The sequence below is a fragment of the Luteibacter sp. KNZ12-1A genome (assembly GCF_056755675.1).
This window is the reverse complement of sequence record NZ_JBPGXU010000084.1, coordinates 1-17,639: the sequence shown is the minus strand read 5'-3', so window position 1 is coordinate 17,639 and position 17,639 is coordinate 1. Positions and strand designations below refer to the sequence as shown.

Below are 17,639 nucleotides of genomic sequence, written 5' to 3'. Positions count from 1 at the left end.
AGATGTGTATAAGAGACAGGTTCAGAATCCGGTCACGCAGCAAGTGACCTTCGCGTTAACATTTCGCCGCCGTCCCCCATTCCCAGGTCGCAATGAATCCGCCCATGCGCAGAACGCTTTCCCGCCTCGCCATCCTCCTGGTCGCGCTCACCGCCTTCGTGGTCGGTCCGGCCGCCGCCCAGTCGCTCAACGTGGACATCGTCGGCGGCCTGAAGACGGCGACGCCCATCGCGGTCGTCCCCTTCGCCCAGGCGGGGGGTGCGCCGTTGCCGACGGACGTGGCCGACGTCATCCGGGCCGACTTCAACCGGTCCGGCAAATTCCGCTCGCTGGACAAGGCCGACATCGTCGAGACCCCGTCGCAGGGTTCGGACATCAAGTTCGCGACCTGGCGCCTGCTCAAGCAGGATTTCCTGACCATCGGCCGGATCAACGACGCCGGCGGCGGCATGCTCAAGGTCGAATACGAGCTGTGGGACGTCAACAAGCAGCAGAGCCTGCTGGCCCAGTCCTTCACCGCTCCGGCGGGTGACCTTCGCGGCGTCGCCCACCAGATCGCCGACCAGATCTACGAAAAGGTCACCGGTGTCCGTGGCGCCTTCTGGACGCGCATCGCGTACATCACCGCGGTCGGTACCGGCAACAACACCACCTACTCGCTGATCGTGGCCGACTCCGATGGCTACAACCCGCAGGTCGTGGCCCGTTCGCGCGAGTCGCTGCTTTCCCCCGCCTGGTCGCCGGACGGCAGCAAGATCGCCTATGTCTCGTTCGAGAGCGGTAATTCGGCCGTGTATGTGCAAAACATCTCCACCGGATCGCGTAGCCTGATCGCCTCGCACCCGCGCGGCATCAACAGCGCCCCGGCCTGGTCGCCGGACGGCAGCAAGCTGGCGGTCAGCCTGTCCTACGTAGGCAACCCGGAGATCTTCGTCATCGATGTCGCCAGCCGTACCGAAACCCGCGTGACGAACAACTTCGCCATCGATACCGAGCCGACCTTCACCCCCGACGGCCAGAGCATCATTTTCACCTCCGACCGCTCGGGCAAGCCGCAGCTCTACCAGATGTCCGCTTCGGGCGGTGCCGCCCAGCGCGTCACCTTCCAGGGCGGCTTCAACGCCAGTGCCTCGGTGAGCTACGACGGCAAGCAGATTGCGATGGTGCAGGGCAACGGGAACGTGTATCGTATCGCCATCATGGACCGTAGCCTGGGTGGGCAGGTGCGTTTCGTTTCCCCGGGTAACGTGGACGATTCGCCCAGCTTCGCGCCCAACGCCAGCATGCTGCTCTATGCGGCGTCGCAAGGTACTCGCGGCGTCCTGTATGCGGTTTCGGCAGACGGTCTGGTGCGCCAGCGCCTCGTCCTCTCGGACGGTGACGTGCGCGAACCGTCCTGGGGACCCTATCGACAGCGCTGATGGCGCGCCCTCGCGGGCGGCGACATTGGCAACGTCCAGGGAAGGGTGCGGCCTTGCCGCACCTTTTCTGCGGACGGAAGGTTTACCGGTGGCCGCCTCGCGCGGTCGCCGGAACGAAGACGCCGGGTGCGGGACAGCGCCCCGTCGACGTAGATGTAAGTAGAAAAACAGCCGGACAACCGGCGGTGCCTGTCCCGAAACCGAAAACCGACTGTCGGAACTCAACTGTTGAAGGAACGTCCCATGAATAAGACCGTTACCGTCACCCTGGCTGCCCTGCTGTGCGTGGGCGCGGCCGCCTGCTCCAAGAAGAACACCAAGCCGGCTCCGATGCCGGAACAGCAGCCGGTCGCCACCAGCACGGCTCCCACCAGCGACGGCAAGTACCAGCCGTCCGATCTCGACACCGACGCTTGCCTGCGTCAGCGCGTCGTGTACTTCGACTTCGACAAGAACGACGTCAAGCCGGAGTTCCAGCAGATCATCGCCTGCCACGCCAAGTACCTGCAGGACCGTCCGCAGTCGGCCATGACCCTCGAGGGCAACACCGACGAGCGCGGTACGCGTGAGTACAACCTGGGCCTCGGCGAGCGCCGTGGCAATGCCGTCTCCAGCGCCCTCCAGGCCGCTGGCGGTTCGGCTGGCCAGGTCAACGTGACCAGCTACGGCAAGGAAAAGCCGACCTGCCGCGAGCACAACGAAGACTGCTGGGCCAAGAACCGTCGCGTCGAGATCGTCTACACCGCGAAGTAAGTAATGAAGAAGACTCTGGCTACCAGCACCATGGCCAGGCTTGGCGTGGCGGGCGCGATTGCGTCCGCCACGCTTTTTGCCGTTCCAGCCATCGCCCAGGACACCCGCCTCAGCCTCGCCGACCGCGTGTCGCGGCTCGAGCAGCAGTCGCAGGGGCAGGCCGGTACGGTCTCCCTGGTGAACCAGGTCAACGATCTGCAGCAACAGCTGTCCCAGCTGCAAGGCCAGATCGAGGAACTGCAACACCAGAACCAGCAACTCCAGGAATCCCAGAAGGCACAGTACGCGGACCTCGATTCGCGGCTGGGTCGTCTCGAAAAAGGTGGGGCGCCGCAGGGCCAGCAGCCCGCCGCCTCGGCTACCACGCCCTCCGCGCCCGCTTCGGCGGCGATCGCACCGGCCGCCGCGCAAGCCACGCAGGCCGCGGCAGCGGCCCCTGGCGCTTCCGCCGCGCCGCAGGGCCAGCCGCCCAGCAGCGACCAGCAGGCCGCTTACGACGCCGCCTTCAAGTCGTTGCGCGCCGGCGACTACGTCACCGCTTCGCGCGGTTTCCGCGACTTCCTCGTGAAGTATCCGGATAGCCCGCTCGCTCCGAACGCCTACTACTGGCTGGGCGAGTCGTACTACGTGACCATGAACTACCCGGTGGCCATCGAGGCCTTCCAGCGCCTGGTCAAGCAGTATCCGCAGAGCGACAAGGTCTCCGATGGCCTGCTCAAGGTCGGTTACTGCCAGATCGAGCTGAAGCAGCAGGACGCCGCGATCGCCACGCTGAAGCAGGTCTCAGCCAAGTATCCGGGCACCAAGGCCGCCGGCCTCGCACAGGAACGCCTGCGCCGCCTGCAGCGCCAGACGGCCAACTGATCCCATGAACGGTAGCACCGCAACTCCGGCGGACGCCCCGCCGGCCGCGCCCGTCGCGGAGCGCCTGCGGATCACCGAGATCTTCCACTCCGTGCAGGGCGAGGCCGACGCCATTGGCTGGCCGACGGTCTTCGTACGCCTCACCGGCTGTCCCTTGCGCTGTGTCTGGTGCGATACCGAGTACTCGTTCCACGGCGGCCAGTGGCATGACATCGATGCCATCCTCGCCGAGGTCGCCTGCCATGGCGCGCACCATGTCTGCGTGACCGGCGGCGAACCACTGGCGCAGAAGCGCTGCCTGATCCTGTTGCGCAAGCTCTGCGACGCGGGTTACGAGGTCTCCCTGGAAACGTCCGGCGCGCTCGACGTGTCCCAGGTCGATCCCCGCGTGCGCAAGGTCATGGACCTCAAGGCGCCGGATTCGGGCGAAAGCGCGCGAAACCTCTGGTCGAACCTCGACCACCTGCTTGCCCACGACCAGGTGAAGTTCGTTATCGCCAGCCGTGCCGATTTCGAGTGGGCGCGCGACGTCGTGCGCGAGCACGCGCTCGATCGCAAGGCGATGGTCCTGTTCTCACCCGTGTGGTCGAAGGTCGAGCCGCGCGAACTCGCCGAGTGGATCCTCGCCGAACGCCTGCCGGTGCGTTTCCAGTTGCAGTTGCACAAGCTGCTCTGGAACGATGCCGCGGGCCACTGAACTTCCAGGTAATGTCATGAACGCTTCGAACGCTTCCCGCAAGGCCGTCATCCTCGTTTCCGGCGGCATGGACTCGGCCGTTACGATCGCCATGGCGCGCGAGCAGGGTTTCGAGGTGTATGCGCTGAGTGTCGCCTACGGCCAACGTCATAGCTCCGAGTTGGAAGCATCCGAACGCGTCGCGAAGATGCTCGGTGCGGTGGTGCACAAGACCGTGCATGTCGATCTGCGCAGCATCGGTGGCTCCGCCCTCACGGCGGACATCGACGTGCCGGAGGATGGTGGCGAAGGCATTCCGGTCACCTATGTGCCGGCGCGCAACACGATCATGCTGTCGATCGCACTTGGTTGGGCCGAGGTGCTGGGATCGAACGACATCTTCTGTGGTGTCAACGCGGTGGATTACTCGGGCTATCCCGATTGCCGCCCCGCGTTCATCGAGGCGTTCCAGTCGCTCGCCAATGTCGCCACCAAGGCCGGCGTGGAAGGCGCGGGGATACGCATCCATGCGCCCTTGATGCAGATGGGCAAGGGCGACATCGTGCGCGAAGGCATGCGCCTGGGCGTGGATTTCTCCGCCACCGTGAGCTGTTACCAGGCCGATGCCGAAGGCCGTGCCTGTGGACATTGCGATGCCTGCCGCCTGCGCGCCGAGGGTTTCGCGAAGGCCGGCGTGCCGGATCCCACGCATTACGCGTAAGCCTTTCTTTCAGCCCGCTGCGCGTAGCAGGGGCGAGAGGTACTGCTGCACGATCCACCAGAAACCGCCCATCATGGCGACCAGCACGGCCAGGGCTCCACCGAGCACCCACGCCTTCGTGGCCGTGTGCGCCATGCGCTCTTCGAGTACGGCGACCCGGCAGGCCAACTCGCGTACTTCCGATTTCGTTGAAAGATGCCTCATGCGTTCCGAGAGCATGTACAGCATGTCTCGCACCGAACGGCCGCCGTGTTCCAAGGCGATGGCCGGTAGGTCGTCTGTATCGGTGCGTATGTTCATCATCGTGTCCCTCGATCTTCGGTGATGGAGGGAGGCTACCCTAATGAACCGTGCCAGGACTTGAGAAAAAAGCCCAATCGTCGTCAGTGAATGACGCTTTGCGCGTCGTTGAGCATGGGCGAATGGTGGGTCGTGCCGGATTCGAACCGGCGACCTACGGATTAAAAGTCCGCTGCTCTACCAACTGAGCTAACGACCCACACGCGGGAACCGGCAAGTTTACGGTGCGGGCCCGGGTGGCACAACCCGAAGGCGCGGCCGGTTCAGGTCGTGAGCACGATGGCCTCGACATCCCGGCCGGCCTCGCGCCAGGCGCCCAGGCCGCCGGTGAGGGGGCGGACGTTCGAGAAGCCCAGCTTGCTCAGCCGCTCCGCCACCCTCGCCGCGGACACTTCATTCGGGCACGAGCAGTAGATGACCACCGCGCTGTGCCGGGGCAGCGTCGCCAGTTCCTGGTCGGCGGTGGCGAGGTCGAACAGGCGCGAACCGGGGATCACGTAGGGATCGTCGCGGCGGCTCATCGCCGAGCGGACGTCGACGATCAGGGCGCCGGGTTCGTTCGCGAGCAAGATCGAGAGCTCGTCGACGCTGATGCGGCTCTTGCGCAGGCGCGAAAGCAGCAGCGCGCGGCGCAGGTAGCGGAAACCGATCCACAACAGCAGGCCGATGACGGCGACGGTCGCCAGGCCCAGGCCGAACTGCCGCAATGCCGCCAACACGGCGTCGATCTGGCGGTAGAACAGCATGCCGGCCGACAGGCCCACCGACACCCACAGCGCCGCGCCGAGCAGGTCGTACACCGTGAAGCGGACGAAGCGCGTGTCGCCAGCCCCGGCGATCGGAATGGCCACCAGCGACAGGCCGGGAATGAAGCGCGAGACCAGCAGCAACTTCACGCCGCGCTTCTCGAAGAAGCCGCTGGCGCGGCGGACGCAGGTATCGGGCGAGAGGGAGATGCGGCAGAGGCCGTCGAGCACGCGGTAACCGAAACGGCGGCCGGTCAGGAACCAGGCGGCATCGCCGAGGAAGGCGCCTGCCAGGGCGCCGAGGAAGGTGGCGATGATCAGCAGCGGATCGCGCGCGGCGACCAGCGTGCTGCCGACCACGATCAGGGTCGGCATGGCGGGTACCGGCAGGCCGATCGCGCCGGCGAACACGCCGAGGAACGCCACGAAGGGCGCCGTGTCCGACCAGTTGATGCTCGTCACGCCCGCGTTCCTCGAAAGGGTCCCAGTGCTCGCGCAACGATACGCTGGTTGCCTCTCCGACGACAGCGCCGGCAGGCGCTCAGTGCGCCGCGTGGCGTCCCAGCAAGGCGAACGTCTGTGCGGCCGGGCCCGCCGCGGCGCCGTCCAGTTCCACCCAGAAGAGGGTGCCGCGGCCCGGGCTGGACCGCACGCCGATTCGGCCGCCCAGCGTGTCCACGATGCGCCGGGCGACAGCCAGGGCGAGGCCGTAGCCGGGGTGCCCCGGCAATCGCGTGAATTCCTCGAAGACACGCGCCTGGAGCGTCGGCTCCAGGCCCATGCCGTTGTCGCGCACTTCGAGGCGGATCGTGCTGCCGCGACGGCGCATCGCGACCAGGACCCGGCCGTTCGGCGTGCTCAGCACGGCGTTGCCGACCAGCCGGTGCAGCACGTCGCCGAACAGGACCGGGTCGGTGCGCAGTGGCAGCCGACCACCGCGCCAGCGCACGTCGACACCCAGTCGTGTCGCATCCACCTCGATGGCGGCGCGCTCGCGTACGAAGAGGTCGGAGGCGATCAGATCCGTCGACGCAGGCTCGATCGCGCCGGCGTCGAAGCGTGCCATCTCCAGCAGCCCGTCCAGCAGTTCGTTGAGCCGCATGAGGCTGCTGCGCATCTGCCCGAGCACGGCCCGCTGGCGCAGGTCCTCGCCCGGCTGCATGCCCGCCACGAACAAGGCCAGCGCCTGCAAGGGCTGGCGGAAGTGATCGCCGATCTGCTCCACGAAGTGGGTGTGCCGGGCGATGTCCTGCAGGCGCTGGCGCAACGCGTCCGCCATGGCTTTGTCGTGGCGGGCACGTAAACCCACGAGTTCATCGAGCAGGCCGTCGATCGCACGCAACGCATCGTCGCCGGGCGTCGCGGCCTGCGTGCCACGGGGATGCAGGAACTGGTCGATGCGTCCGCGCACCCGCTCGACCGGAACCACCACGTCCCGTTCCAGCGCGCGCCGCGTCACGAGGAAGACGGCCAACACGCCAACGCACAGCAACAGGGTCATCAGCACGCCGGCTAAACGCCGCTCATGCAATACGGTGGCATCCGACACCGTCTCGAGCTCACCCTGCGAGGTGCTGGTCCATACGCGCAGCGGGCGTCCCGAGCCGACGCGGCGGCCGCTGTCGACGACGAGGTCGTCGTCGCCCTGGCGATGGAGCACGGCCTGCTGGGTGGGAGCGCTCCGCGAGAGGGCACGTGCCAGCGCGTCGCGTGTCGCGTCCTCGCTGGCCAGTGGGCCGACCGACGCGGCGATGCGTACCGCCTGGATGCGCGCCACGGCGTAGCTCTCGACACTCGTGGCGCGGAGGTGCAGCACGCCGAGGCTCACGGTCAGCGCCAGGGCGATAAGTGTCATCGGCAGCAATCCCTTGAGGATCAGCTGCCGTCGCAGTGGCGCGGGCCTGCCATACGGGTGCGGCGACGCAGTCATGGAGCGGCCTTGTTGCGCGGGGTCTCATGACGAATCTATGAAACGCGCGTTCGTCGCGCGATAGACAAGGGGAGCTAAACCAGCCGGCCTAGGCCGTTCGGCCTATCACTTGCCGCGCAAGCGCGCGACGAGCAGGTCGTGGTCGGCCTGGATCTTTCGGAAGCGCGCGGCACGTGCTGCCTCGCTCACCCACTGGGCCGTGGTGGCACGGCGCTTCTCCAGCGCGTACTCGATATCGGCAAAAGGAACCAGGTCCGCGTCGTCGGCGGGGGCGAAACCGCTGATGTCATGGATGAGCTTGAGGTTGGCTTCCTCGCGCACGGTATCCTTTCCCTTGCCATAGCCGGTGATGAACCTCGCCACCTTTTCCCGCAGGGCCGCGGGCAGGTCGTTGCGGATGACGATCACCGCGTGCGGGATCAGCGACGACTTCCAGAGGATGCGCAAACGCGCGTACTGGTCGGGGAAGTGCTGCTGGAAACGTTCGAGGTCGGCCGTGTTGTTGGTGGCCACGTCGACTTCGCCGTTGACCACCGCCAGCGCGTTGTTCTGGTGGTTGTCGATGTGCACGCTGGCGAAGAAGGTGTCCGAGTCTATCCCGCGCGGGGCGAACAGCTGTGTCTCCGGCACGAGGTAACCCGATACCGACAAGGCCTCGCCGCGCGCGAAGCGCCACTTGCCCGGACGCATGAAGAGCTCGTCCAGCGTGCGCAGGCGCGAGTCGGAAGCGACCAGCAGCACCGCGTAATATCCCTTCGAGCCATCGCCCCGGGTGAGTCGCCCGATCACCTGCATGTTCTGCCGGGACACGGCGTCCAGGGCCAGCCTGCCGGAAAGGAAGGCGATGTCGACGCGCTGTTCGGCGATCGCCTGGGCGATGCCTTCGTAGGTGGTGACGGATACCGCGCGGACGGGCCGGGCGATCGCCTTGCGAAGGTCGTCCAGCATGGGCCGCCATGCTTCCAGCGACTCGGCGGGGCCGCCGATGGGAAGGATGCCGAAGGTCAGCGGGGCATGGGGGTCGATGTCGCCCGGTGGGCTCGCGATGGCTGGCAGGACGCACAGGGCGCACGCCAGCACGGCGGCGAGCCATCCGCGTTTCCGCCGTGTCGCAGCGATCTCCACGCCTGCCCGCATCGCGCCTGCCCCGCGTTGTTCCGCCCAGCTTACGCCGGGCCGATGACGAATGGGCGTCTGTTCAGTCGCCCAGGTGCTGCGCCGCGACAAGGGCCTCGAGCCGGTTGCGCACGTGAAGCGCACGGAAGATCGCGGCGAGATGGATCTTGACGGTTCCCTCGCTGATGCCCAGTTCGCGCGCGATCAGCTTGTTCGGGCGGCCCTTCGCCAGCAGCTTGAGCACGTCGATCTGGCGGTCGGTCAGGACCGTGGCGAGGCGCTCCTTGGTCGAGAGCCCGTCGTTGTTGTTGGCCAGGGAGAACGTGGGCACGCCGCCCGCGGAAGCCGCCTTCATCGCTTCCGGCGGTACGTACACCCCGCCGCCGACGACGAGGCGCACGGCGTTGAGGATCACGTCGGGGGGCGACGATTTCGGGATGTATCCCTGTACGCCCAGGTCGAGCACGTGGCGGATCGACGAGGGGTCCTCGGTGCCCGACAGCACGATGACGGGGCGCATGCGCGACGCGCCATCGTCGGTATCGGACTCGCGCAGGGCCGCCACCGCCTCCTTGATGTGCTCGACACCGTCCGCGCCGGGCATGGCCATGTCGATGAGCGCCACGTCGGGCGCGGGCTTCTGTGCAAGCTTGTCGCGAAGCTGGGCTACCGTTTCGGCCTCGATGAACTCCACGTCCGTGTCGAGTTCGCGAAGCTTGAGCTTCACGCCCTCGATGATGAGCCTATGATCGTCCGCGATCAGAACACGCATGCCTCTCCCTCCGCTCGCTTGGATCGCGAGCTCCCCGTTGTCCGGACCATAGCCCTACGGGCGTCCATGGGCAAGCAGGCCATCCGGCTCAGACGGCTGCATGATGGACAGTCCAGGCCGAAACCATTACCTCGTGCAGGCGCTCGGGAGATACCGGCTTGAACAGCACCTGCGTGGTCTGCTGGTCGATGTTGCGCAGGAATTCGCCGCGGGTTTCGCCGGTGATCAGCACCCGGGCGAACGGCGGCGGATCGCCCGGTCGACGGCGGTAGTAGCGATCGAGCAGGGCGATCACGTCCAGGCCCGTGCCTTCACGCAGGCGCAGGTCGGAAATCACGATGTCGGGCGGCTGCATCCACTGGTGCACGGCTTCCATCGCCTGCTGGGCATCCTCGGCGGTCATGACCTCGCAGCCCCAGCTGCCAAGGAGGTAGCTGATGCCCGCGAGGATGCTGGGCTCGTCGTCGATCACCAGGACGCGCATTCCGACGATGTCCCGCGGAATGCCGGGCTCCGGCGCGGCCACCGTCGTCGCCTCGACCGTGCCGGGCTGGACCTCGGGCAGGGTGATCGAGAAGACGGTCCCCTTGCCGGGCTTGGAGCGCACGGAAGCCCGTGTGCCGAGCAGGCCGGCCAGCCGCTGCACGGTGGACAGTCCCAATCCGAGTCCCCGCCGGGTGCCTTCCGGGCGGCCTGCCTCGGGGCCGCTTTCCACCCGGTAGAATTCGTCGAAGATGTGCTGCAGGTGATCCGGCCCGATGCCCAGGCCGGTATCCCACACGTCCACCCGCACACCGCCGTCGAGACGGCGCCGAGCCCCGACCAGCACGCCGCCGCAGCGCGTGTAGCGCAGCGCGTTGCTCACGAGGTTGTTGAGGATGCGCGCGAGCATCGTGCGGTCGGTGCGTACCCAGAGACCGGTGGTGCGTACCACCAGGCGAAGGTCGTGCTGCTCGGCCACCATGCGGAAGTTCACGCTCACCTCCTCGAACACCTCATCCAGCGGCACGTCGCGGATGATGGCCGGCATCGCTCCGGTTTCCAGGCGGGAGAGGTCGAGCAGTTCGCCGAACAGGTGGTCGAGCGATTCCACGCACTCCTGGATGTGCGCGATACGGTTGAGGCGCACGGGGTCGTATTCATCCACGGCGAGGCCGGAAGAGAACAGCGTGAGCGCGTAAAGCGGCTGGCGCAGGTCGTGGGACGCGGCGGCCAGGAAACGCGCCTTGGCGACGCTGGCCGCTTCCAGGGCGGCGTTCTTTCGTGCGAGTTCCTCGGTGGCGGTGGCGATTTCGCGCTCCATGCCGATCTGCGCGTGCAACAACTTCGAGGCGGCGCCGTTGAACCCGCGTTGCAGGTCGCCGATCTCGGTGTCGTCGGTGACCGGCACGACCACGGTACGATCGCCCAGGCCCAGCTGGCGCACCGCGATCGCCAGGTTGCGCAAGGGCGCGCTCAACCAGCGGGCCGTCGACCAGCCGATGGTGACCGCGATCAGCAGGCTGAGCGCCAGCCAGACCAGGGCGTTGTGCACGCTGGCGCGTTGCGCGGCGACGGCATCCTCCACGCTCACATCCACGGTGACGGAACCGACCACGCGATGGGACGCGGGATCGAGTACTTCGCGCGCCACGGTCAGGCCGTCGTCATCGTTGCCGATCGAACCGTTCACCCGATCGGCGATGATCTCGCCGTCGCGATCGCTGATCCGTACCCGGGATACCTGCGGCAACTGCACGATGGATTGCGCGATGCGGCCGATCTCGCGGCGCTCGCCGGTGCGCAAGGCCTCCCCGGAGACGGTCGCCGCCTGCTGCGCGATGGCATCCGCCGTGGAGCGGCCCATCTCGTGAAGGGTGTCCATCTGGTGGCGCGTCAGCAAGGTGACCAGGAGGATCGCGCTGATCGCGGTCGGCACGAGGGCGACGCAGGTCAGGCGCTGCACCAGCGAGGTGCGGCGCCAGACCTTTTCCAACCATGGAGCGGATACATCACGCATGCGATTCCCCAGGCACCACCCATCCCCGGCGGCGCGAGACTACAGCCTAGCGCAGATCGCGCGGAGCGGTGTCAGCCCTTCCGGCCTAGCCGGGCGCTTACCGCCTTCACGAGCACGGGGAGGATCGTGAGCAGCGTGAAGGCGGCCAGGGGCAGCAGGATCCGGGTATTCAGGAAGCTGGCGGCGGTCACCGGCGCGCCGCTGCCGAAGGTCTCGCCCAGGCCGGCGCCGACCGAGCTTTCCACGAACAGCGATACGGTGCCGCCCAGCCAGGTCGCGCCCACGAACAGCCACAGCGGGCAGCGAAGCCATGCCAGCGCCACCGTCATGGCGCCGAGCGGGACGATGGGAATGAAGCGCAGGGCGAGCGTGTAGGTGACGGGGTGGTTGGCGAAGCCGTCGCGCAGGCGTCTTGCCAACAGCGGCGGTTCGCGCCGGCCGGTGCCGAACGCGTAGCGGCTGGCGAGATAGAGCACCAGCGAGCCGAGGACCAGGGCCACCGACGACAAGGCGGTGCCTTCCACGGCGCCGAACAGCAAGCCGCCCGCCAGTACGATCACGATCGTGCCGGGCACGCCGGTGGCGATGGCGAGGGTCAGTACGCCAGCGTAGGCAAGACGGGACGTGAGTGGATGCGCGGCGATCGTCGCGCGCAGCAGCCCTTCTTCCGCGAGCAGATGGTGGGGATCGAAGCGGTCCAGTACGCCGCTGGCGAGCAGGACCGCTCCCGCGATCAGCAGCAGGCACAGCGGCAGCGCGGTGCGCCAGCGCTTCACCGGGTGCGGCTCGCGATCAATATGCGGCGCCCGATTCGCCGTAGCGGCGCAGCACCTCGCGTGCACTGTCGCGGCGGATGTCGCGGCGTACGGCGATGCCGCGCCGTTCGAGTTCGCCGATCCAGTCGGACGGCAGCGGGCCCTCGTCGAAGGGCGTGAGCTCCTCGACGTCCTCGGCACGGGCGCCGATCAACAGTGCATCGATGCCGGCCCATACGGTAGCGCCGTAGCACTGGCAGCATGGCTGTGAGCTGGTGGCCAGCACGAAGCGGCCGCCGTCCTCGTTGAGCCGGAAGCGTTGCAGGCGTTGCTGCGCGGTCATGTACGCCATCATCTCGGCATGGGCGACCGAACAGGCATGCGGTACCACCCGGTTCACGCCTACGGCGACGATGCGGTCGCTCCCGTCGAACACCGCCGCGCCGAATGGCCCGCCGGTGGCGAGATCGACGTTGCGCGCCGATAGTTCGATGGCGAGGCCGACCTTGGCCTCGTCGTCCGGATAGGCCAGCGACGTATCCACCGCCTCGTGCACCCAGGCAGGCAGGGTGAGATGGACCTGCGCGTACAACATCAACCTTGCTTCGCCCAGGAATCGCGCAGCGTCACTACGCGGTTGAAGACAGGGGCGTCGTGCGTGTGGTCGTGCATGTCGGCGACGAAGTAACCCAGGCGTTCGAATTGCACGCGGTCCTCCCGCGTCGCCGCCGCCGCCGCGGGTTCGACATAGCCGTGGACCACGCGGCGCGAGTGCGGATTGAGGTGGTCCTTGTACGTCTTGCCATCGCTGTCGTCGTCCGGGTCGGTGACGTCGAACAGGCGGTCGTACAGGCGCACCACGGCAGGCACGGCGTCGCGTGCGCTCACCCAGTGGATGGTGCCCTTCACCTTGCGGTCGGCGCCGGGCATGCCGCTGCGCGTGTCGAGGTCTAGCGTGCAGCGCAGTTCGACGATCTCGCCCGTGGCGTCCTTGATCACTTCATCGCAGCGCACGATACCGACGCCGCGCAGGCGCACCTCGCCTTCCGGCTTCAGGCGATGGAAGCCCTTCGGCGGCACTTCGGCGAAGTCGTCGCGTTCGATCCAGAGTTCGCGCGAGAAGGGCACGTTGCGCGTGCCGAACGACTCGTCCTTCGGATGGTTGGGAAAGGTGAGCGTTTCGGCGTGTGCCTCGTCGAGGTTGGTGATGACGAGCTTCACCGGATCGATCACGGCGAGCCGGCGTGGCGCCGTACCGTCGAGATCGTCGCGCACGGCGCCTTCGAGCACGCTCATGTCGATGGTGCTGTTCTGCTTGCTGACGCCGATGCGTTCCCAGAACAGGCGGATGCCGGCGGCGGTGAAGCCGCGCCGGCGCACGCCCGCGATGGTGGGCATGCGCGGATCGTCCCAGCCATCGACCAGGTTCTCCGACACCAGCGTGATCAGCTTGCGCTTGCTCATCACCGTGTAGTTGAGGTTGCCGCGCGAGAACTCGATCTGGCGTGGCTTGCTCGGCGCCGTGGGCAGGCCCGCCTTGACCAGCGGTTCCCATAGTTCCGGATCGTTTGCCAGGTCGACCTTGTCGACGCACCAGTCGTACAGCGGCCGGTGATCCTCGAACTCCAGGGTGCACAGCGAATGCGTGATGCCTTCCAGCGCGTCGGATAGCGAATGCGCGAAGTCGTACATCGGGTAGATCGGCCACGCGTCGCCGGTGTTCTGGTGGTGCACCTTGCGGACGCGGTACAGGGCGGGGTCGCGCAGGTTGATGTTGCCCGAGGCCATGTCGATCTTCGCGCGAAGGGTCTTGCTGCCGTCGGCGAACTCGCCCGAACGCATGCGCTGGAACAGGTCTAGGTTTTCCTCGATCGAACGGTCGCGGTAGGGCGAGTTGCGGCCCGGCTCGGTGAGCGTGCCGCGGTACTCGCGCACTTCCTCGGCGCTGAGATCGTCCACGTAGGCCACGCCCAGGCGGATCAGCTTCAGCGCGGAGCGATAGAACACCTCGAAGTAATCCGAGGCATGGCGAAGCTCGGCCCACTCGAAACCCAGCCATTTCACGTCGCGCTGGATCGCGTCGACGTATTCGACGTCTTCCTTCGAGGGGTTGGTGTCGTCGAAGCGCAGGTTGCAGGTACCGGCGAATTCGGCGGCCAGCCCGAAGTTCAGGCAGATCGACTTGGCGTGGCCCAGGTGCAGGTAGCCGTTCGGTTCGGGCGGGAACCGTGTATGGATGACCGCATGCTTGCCGGAGGCCAGGTCGTCGCGGACGATCTGGCGGATGAAGTGCTGCTGCAGGACGGGTGTTTCGGTCGACATCGCGAGGGACTCGGAGGCTGGGGCGCGGCAAACGTCCGAGTTTACCTTTCTTGCGCGCCGGGCGCTTGCCGTGGACTCGGTCGGCGGGGTAGCTTGCAGTCATGCGTATCGCCTACCACGCCGAATCCCTGATCGATGCCCACCTGGTGAAGGATGCGCTCGAGCGGGCGGAGATTCCGGCCTTCATCGCGGGCGAGTTCCTCACCGGCGCCGTCGGCCAGCTGCCGGCCCGCGATTTCCTCGCCGTGATGGTTCCGGAGGCCGCCGCCGAGGCGGCCGAAGGCATCGTTCGCGCGATCGACGCTCAATTGGCCGAGGCGCGTGCCGCGGCCGCCGACGACGACTTCGATGCGGTTACCCTTCCCGCCTGAGTCGCTCGCGCCACCCTCCAGGATTTTCATGCAGGCCATTTTCGATCTCGTCCGCGACGTGCCGGACTTTCCAAGCCCGGGCATCATGTTCAAGGACATCACGCCCCTCCTCGCCGACGCTTCCGCCTTCGGCGCCTGCATCGACGCCTTGTGCGAACCGTGGCGGGGGCAGGGCGTGGGCGCCGTCTGCGGGATCGAATCGCGCGGGTTCATTTTCGGCGCGGCCATGGCCCGGGCGCTCGGGGCGGGTTTCGTCCCCTTGCGCAAGTCCGGCAAGCTGCCACCGCCGGTCGTGGGCGTGGATTACGGCCTCGAGTACGGGATGGACCGGCTGGAGATCGGCTCGCAGGCGCTCGCGCCAGGCGAGCGGGTGATCGTCGTGGACGATGTCCTCGCCACCGGGGGCACCCTGGAGGCGGGGCGTCGTCTCGTGGAACGCCTGGGCGCGGAGGTGGTCGGCGCCAGCGTGGTGATCGAACTCGGCGGCCTGAACGGCCGGTCCAGGTGGCCCCTGCCGTTGCCATTGCACGCGTTGATGACGTACTGACCGGAAGCCGTCAGCGTGCTTCGTGGATGTCTTCCACCAGCACGATCTCGCAGCCGCCCGCGCCGGTGTCCTCGCGGGTGAGCGAGGTGTCCCAGTGCCAGCCATCGTCGCGCTTCACGTCGACGAGAAACCCCTCGAACTGGATCAGCTCGCCCGGACGCACATTGCGCAATTCCCGCGCGATGGTGTCGTTGGCGGGGATCATGTGCATGTTCGCGCTGGAATCCTCGATCTCGTGACGCGGGATCGGGTAATTGTCCGTGTACCAGTAATAGAAGCGGTTCGACTGCGAGATACGGATACGGTCCAGCACCGAGCTGTCGGACATGCGTCCCCAGCCCATGGCCAGGTCGGTGGGCGCGATCGGCGAGAGGTCGTCGAGCTGGTAGTCCTCGCGCGAAAGTACGCGGCCGGTCATGGCGAAGGTCGCCCGGGGCTTCAACGTGAAGTGCCCGCGCGTCAATGTGACGCCGGCTCCGAGGTCTTCCTGGCTGGGTACGCCGTCGACCAGCACCCCCGGCGCGTTATGTACCGGACGATGCTGCCACCAGGAATACGCGCCCCAGCCGCAAAGCAGGAGCAGGACGACAAGCCATACGCGCATGCAACCGGAACCGTCAGGGGGATGGACTGGCAACGGCCGGCGCGCCGTCCGGTTGACCCGTCGCGAAGTCACGGGTGTTGAACAGTTCGGCCGGCACGTCGCGGATGATCGCCGCCAGCGCCTCGAAGAAGGGCGTCATGGCCGAGCTTTTCCGCCAGAGCATGGCGATGCGCCGGCTCGGTGCGGGGGCTTCGAATTCGATCAGGTTCACGTTCGGCGACTGCGCGACGGGCGGCTTCACCGCCAGGGCGGGGAGCAGGGTGATGCCGACGTTGGCCGAGACCATCTGGCGCAGGGTCTCCAGGCTGGTGGCACGAAAACCCGATTTCTCGCCCGCGCCGGCGAGGTGGCAGACCTCCAGCGCCTGGTCGCGGAGGCAGTGCCCGTCCTCCAGCAGCAGGAGGTTCTGCTCGGCGAGATCGTCCATGCGCAGCGAGGCGCGCGACGCCAGCTCGTGGCCGCTCGGGACCGCGAGCACGAACGGCTCCTCGAAAAGGAATTCCACGTGCAGCGAATCGTCGTGGACAGGCAGGGCGAGGATGCCGGCGTCGAGGGTGCCTTCGCGCAACATGTGCAGCACTTGTTCCGTTTTCTCCTCGCGCAGCAACAGCTCCAGGCGCGGGAAACGCGTCCGCAGGTGGGGGACGACGTGAGGCAACAGGTAGGGCCCGAGGGTCGGGAAGATGCCGAGCCGTATCGTGCCCGATTCCGGATCGCGGGTGCGCTGGGCGATCGACTTGATCTCATCGATCTGTGAGAGCACGCCCCGCGCCCTGCGGGCGATTTCACGTCCCGTTTCCGTAAGCAGGACTTTACGCGGGGTACGTTCCACCAGCGCAACGCCCAGTTCGTCCTCGAGCTTGCGGATCTGGGTCGACAACGTGGGCTGGCTGACGAAGCTGGCTTCAGCCGCGCGGCCGAAATGACGGTATTCCGCCAGGGCGACGAGGTAAGACAAGTCACGCAGGTTCATGGCGACGGACCCCGGGGTGTTCGCAATAGCCTTAGCCTATCACATTGATGCCTACAATCGATTTGGAATATGTGTGGCAGGCGGCTAAGCTTGCGTTTCAGTCGCGTCACCAAGCGCGCGAAGAGTTCACCCAACCCTCAATGGAGAGTCGAAAGATGCTGAGCATTGGCGATAAGTTCCCCCAGTTCAACCTCAAGGCCGTGGCCGGCGGCCCGCTCGCCAACAAGATCGAAGACGCGTTCGTCGACGTGACGGACAAGTCTTACGAGGGCAAGTGGAAGCTGGTCTTCTCTTACCCGAAGGACTTCACCTTCGTCTGCCCGACCGAGATCAAGGGCTTCAGCGACCTGAACGAGAAGTTCGCCGACCGTGACTGCCAGATCCTGGCCGTGTCGACCGACTCCGAGTTCGTCCACCGCGCCTGGCGCATGGACCATGCCGACCTGAAGGACCTGTCGTTCCCGATGCTGGCGGACATCAAGAAGGAACTGTGCTCGGCCCTGGGCATCCTGACCGATGAAGGCGTCGCCCAGCGTGCGACCTTCCTGGTCGACCCGAACAACGAGATCCAGTTCGTCTATGTGACGGCAGGCTCGGTTGGCCGCAACCCGGACGAAGTGCTGCGTGTGCTCGACGCGCTGCAGACGGACGAGCTGTGCGCCTGCAACTGGAAGGCTGGCGACGAGACCCTCAAGGTCGCCTGAGCCCCAGCGGTCGTAAGTCCCGCGCCGCTACCTCCCCCTCCCCCCCGCGGCGCGGGACTTACGAC

Annotated in this window: 19 protein-coding genes and 1 tRNA gene; 8 read left to right on the top strand and 12 right to left on the bottom strand. The window is 66.9% G+C overall.

Annotated elements, in window-relative coordinates:
• Positions 1-92: 92 nt before the first annotated feature.
• The 5 genes from tolB to queC all read left to right on the top strand — a co-directional run bounded on the left by tolB (position 93) and on the right by queC (position 4,435).
• Positions 93-1,421, top strand: a complete 1,329-nt coding sequence (gene tolB, locus ACR9ZJ_RS14945) for a Tol-Pal system beta propeller repeat protein TolB (protein WP_481288180.1) — start codon at positions 93-95, stop codon at positions 1,419-1,421.
• 243 nt (positions 1,422-1,664) lie between these two features.
• Positions 1,665-2,174 (top strand): peptidoglycan-associated lipoprotein Pal, encoded by a 510-nt coding sequence (gene pal, locus ACR9ZJ_RS14940; RefSeq protein WP_306849584.1) that lies wholly within the window; start codon positions 1,665-1,667, stop codon positions 2,172-2,174.
• 3 nt (positions 2,175-2,177) lie between these two features.
• On the top strand, positions 2,178-3,038 hold the full coding sequence (ybgF, locus tag ACR9ZJ_RS14935) for a tol-pal system protein YbgF (protein WP_481282641.1): 861 nt from the start codon (positions 2,178-2,180) through the stop codon (positions 3,036-3,038).
• A gap of 4 nt (positions 3,039-3,042) precedes the next feature.
• Positions 3,043-3,735 (top strand): 7-carboxy-7-deazaguanine synthase QueE, encoded by a 693-nt coding sequence (queE, locus tag ACR9ZJ_RS14930; protein ID WP_481288179.1) that lies wholly within the window; start codon positions 3,043-3,045, stop codon positions 3,733-3,735.
• A gap of 16 nt (positions 3,736-3,751) precedes the next feature.
• On the top strand, positions 3,752-4,435 hold the full coding sequence (queC, locus tag ACR9ZJ_RS14925; RefSeq protein ID WP_306849588.1) for a 7-cyano-7-deazaguanine synthase QueC: 684 nt from the start codon (positions 3,752-3,754) through the stop codon (positions 4,433-4,435).
• Between the two features lie 9 nt (positions 4,436-4,444).
• On the opposite strand, the gene ACR9ZJ_RS14920 is transcribed toward queC, so the two are convergent.
• The 10 genes from ACR9ZJ_RS14920 to ACR9ZJ_RS14875 all read right to left on the bottom strand — a co-directional run bounded on the left by ACR9ZJ_RS14920 (position 4,445) and on the right by ACR9ZJ_RS14875 (position 14,375).
• Positions 4,445-4,738 carry a hypothetical protein gene (locus ACR9ZJ_RS14920; RefSeq protein ID WP_481288178.1) on the bottom strand — a complete coding sequence of 98 codons (294 nt, stop codon included), beginning with the start codon at positions 4,736-4,738 and terminating at the stop codon, positions 4,445-4,447.
• 120 nt (positions 4,739-4,858) lie between these two features.
• Positions 4,859-4,934: transfer RNA gene (locus tag ACR9ZJ_RS14915), tRNA-Lys, on the bottom strand.
• A 64-nt stretch (positions 4,935-4,998) separates the two neighbouring features.
• Entirely contained in the window at positions 4,999-5,943 is a 945-nt protein-coding gene (locus ACR9ZJ_RS14910) for a DedA family protein/thiosulfate sulfurtransferase GlpE (protein WP_481282643.1), read from the bottom strand.
• Positions 5,944-6,022: 79 nt separating this feature from the next.
• Positions 6,023-7,411 (bottom strand): sensor histidine kinase, encoded by a 1,389-nt coding sequence (locus ACR9ZJ_RS14905; RefSeq protein ID WP_481288177.1) that lies wholly within the window; start codon positions 7,409-7,411, stop codon positions 6,023-6,025.
• Positions 7,412-7,516: 105 nt separating this feature from the next.
• Positions 7,517-8,548 (bottom strand): phosphate/phosphite/phosphonate ABC transporter substrate-binding protein, encoded by a 1,032-nt coding sequence (gene phnD, locus ACR9ZJ_RS14900; protein WP_481288176.1) that lies wholly within the window; start codon positions 8,546-8,548, stop codon positions 7,517-7,519.
• Positions 8,549-8,609: 61 nt separating this feature from the next.
• Positions 8,610-9,299, bottom strand: a complete 690-nt coding sequence (locus tag ACR9ZJ_RS14895) for a LuxR C-terminal-related transcriptional regulator (protein WP_481282646.1) — start codon at positions 9,297-9,299, stop codon at positions 8,610-8,612.
• 88 nt (positions 9,300-9,387) lie between these two features.
• Positions 9,388-11,298 (bottom strand): ATP-binding response regulator, encoded by a 1,911-nt coding sequence (locus tag ACR9ZJ_RS14890; protein WP_481282647.1) that lies wholly within the window; start codon positions 11,296-11,298, stop codon positions 9,388-9,390.
• Positions 11,299-11,369: 71 nt separating this feature from the next.
• Positions 11,370-12,074 (bottom strand): TVP38/TMEM64 family protein, encoded by a 705-nt coding sequence (locus ACR9ZJ_RS14885; protein WP_481288175.1) that lies wholly within the window; start codon positions 12,072-12,074, stop codon positions 11,370-11,372.
• Between the two features lie 16 nt (positions 12,075-12,090).
• The gene (locus tag ACR9ZJ_RS14880; protein ID WP_481282649.1) at positions 12,091-12,648 is read right to left on the bottom strand and encodes a nucleoside deaminase; all 558 of its coding nucleotides are present in this window, start codon (positions 12,646-12,648) and stop codon (positions 12,091-12,093) included.
• Positions 12,648-14,375, bottom strand: coding sequence for a glutamine--tRNA ligase/YqeY domain fusion protein (locus tag ACR9ZJ_RS14875; RefSeq protein WP_481288174.1), 1,728 nt, complete (start codon positions 14,373-14,375; stop codon positions 12,648-12,650). The genes ACR9ZJ_RS14880 and ACR9ZJ_RS14875 overlap by 1 nt, the downstream gene beginning before the upstream one ends.
• 101 nt (positions 14,376-14,476) lie before the next feature.
• On the opposite strand from ACR9ZJ_RS14875, the gene ACR9ZJ_RS14870 reads away from it, so the two are divergent.
• Together ACR9ZJ_RS14870 and ACR9ZJ_RS14865 are read left to right on the top strand one after the other, a co-directional pair.
• Positions 14,477-14,746, top strand: coding sequence for a putative signal transducing protein (locus tag ACR9ZJ_RS14870; RefSeq protein ID WP_481282651.1), 270 nt, complete (start codon positions 14,477-14,479; stop codon positions 14,744-14,746).
• A gap of 28 nt (positions 14,747-14,774) precedes the next feature.
• Positions 14,775-15,293, top strand: coding sequence for an adenine phosphoribosyltransferase (locus ACR9ZJ_RS14865; protein WP_481282652.1), 519 nt, complete (start codon positions 14,775-14,777; stop codon positions 15,291-15,293).
• Between the two features lie 10 nt (positions 15,294-15,303).
• Here the strand turns inward: ACR9ZJ_RS14865 and ACR9ZJ_RS14860 are convergent, their stop codons facing one another.
• Together ACR9ZJ_RS14860 and oxyR are read right to left on the bottom strand one after the other, a co-directional pair.
• Positions 15,304-15,897, bottom strand: a complete 594-nt coding sequence (locus tag ACR9ZJ_RS14860) for a hypothetical protein (RefSeq protein ID WP_481282653.1) — start codon at positions 15,895-15,897, stop codon at positions 15,304-15,306.
• A 13-nt stretch (positions 15,898-15,910) separates the two neighbouring features.
• Entirely contained in the window at positions 15,911-16,870 is a 960-nt protein-coding gene (oxyR, locus tag ACR9ZJ_RS14855; RefSeq protein WP_481288173.1) for a DNA-binding transcriptional regulator OxyR, read from the bottom strand.
• Positions 16,871-17,025: 155 nt separating this feature from the next.
• On the opposite strand from oxyR, the gene ACR9ZJ_RS14850 reads away from it, so the two are divergent.
• Complete coding sequence (locus ACR9ZJ_RS14850) at positions 17,026-17,574, top strand: peroxiredoxin (protein WP_429199263.1); 549 nt, start codon at positions 17,026-17,028, stop codon at positions 17,572-17,574.
• Positions 17,575-17,639: the final 65 nt, after the last annotated feature.

Excerpts from the sequence above, each read along its gene's own strand:
- tolB (WP_481288180.1), top strand. The coding sequence starts at position 93 with ATGAATCCGCCCATGCGCAGAACGCTTTCCCGCCTCGCCATCCTCCTG.
- ACR9ZJ_RS14865 (WP_481282652.1), top strand. The coding sequence starts at position 14,775 with ATGCAGGCCATTTTCGATCTCGTCCGCGACGTGCCGGACTTTCCAAGC.
- ACR9ZJ_RS14880 (WP_481282649.1), bottom strand. The coding sequence starts at position 12,648 with ATGTTGTACGCGCAGGTCCATCTCACCCTGCCTGCCTGGGTGCACGAG.
- ACR9ZJ_RS14850 (WP_429199263.1), top strand. The coding sequence starts at position 17,026 with ATGCTGAGCATTGGCGATAAGTTCCCCCAGTTCAACCTCAAGGCCGTG.
- ACR9ZJ_RS14895 (WP_481282646.1), bottom strand. The coding sequence starts at position 9,299 with ATGCGTGTTCTGATCGCGGACGATCATAGGCTCATCATCGAGGGCGTG.
- queE (WP_481288179.1), top strand. The coding sequence starts at position 3,043 with ATGAACGGTAGCACCGCAACTCCGGCGGACGCCCCGCCGGCCGCGCCC.
- ACR9ZJ_RS14905 (WP_481288177.1), bottom strand. The coding sequence starts at position 7,411 with ATGACTGCGTCGCCGCACCCGTATGGCAGGCCCGCGCCACTGCGACGG.
- ACR9ZJ_RS14875 (WP_481288174.1), bottom strand. The coding sequence starts at position 14,375 with ATGTCGACCGAAACACCCGTCCTGCAGCAGCACTTCATCCGCCAGATC.
- ACR9ZJ_RS14890 (WP_481282647.1), bottom strand. The coding sequence starts at position 11,298 with ATGCGTGATGTATCCGCTCCATGGTTGGAAAAGGTCTGGCGCCGCACC.
- ybgF (WP_481282641.1), top strand. The coding sequence starts at position 2,178 with ATGAAGAAGACTCTGGCTACCAGCACCATGGCCAGGCTTGGCGTGGCG.
- queC (WP_306849588.1), top strand. The coding sequence starts at position 3,752 with ATGAACGCTTCGAACGCTTCCCGCAAGGCCGTCATCCTCGTTTCCGGC.
- ACR9ZJ_RS14920 (WP_481288178.1), bottom strand. The coding sequence starts at position 4,738 with ATGATGAACATACGCACCGATACAGACGACCTACCGGCCATCGCCTTG.
- oxyR (WP_481288173.1), bottom strand. The coding sequence starts at position 16,870 with ATGAACCTGCGTGACTTGTCTTACCTCGTCGCCCTGGCGGAATACCGT.
- phnD (WP_481288176.1), bottom strand. The coding sequence starts at position 8,548 with ATGCGGGCAGGCGTGGAGATCGCTGCGACACGGCGGAAACGCGGATGG.
- ACR9ZJ_RS14870 (WP_481282651.1), top strand. The coding sequence starts at position 14,477 with ATGCGTATCGCCTACCACGCCGAATCCCTGATCGATGCCCACCTGGTG.
- pal (WP_306849584.1), top strand. The coding sequence starts at position 1,665 with ATGAATAAGACCGTTACCGTCACCCTGGCTGCCCTGCTGTGCGTGGGC.
- ACR9ZJ_RS14860 (WP_481282653.1), bottom strand. The coding sequence starts at position 15,897 with ATGCGCGTATGGCTTGTCGTCCTGCTCCTGCTTTGCGGCTGGGGCGCG.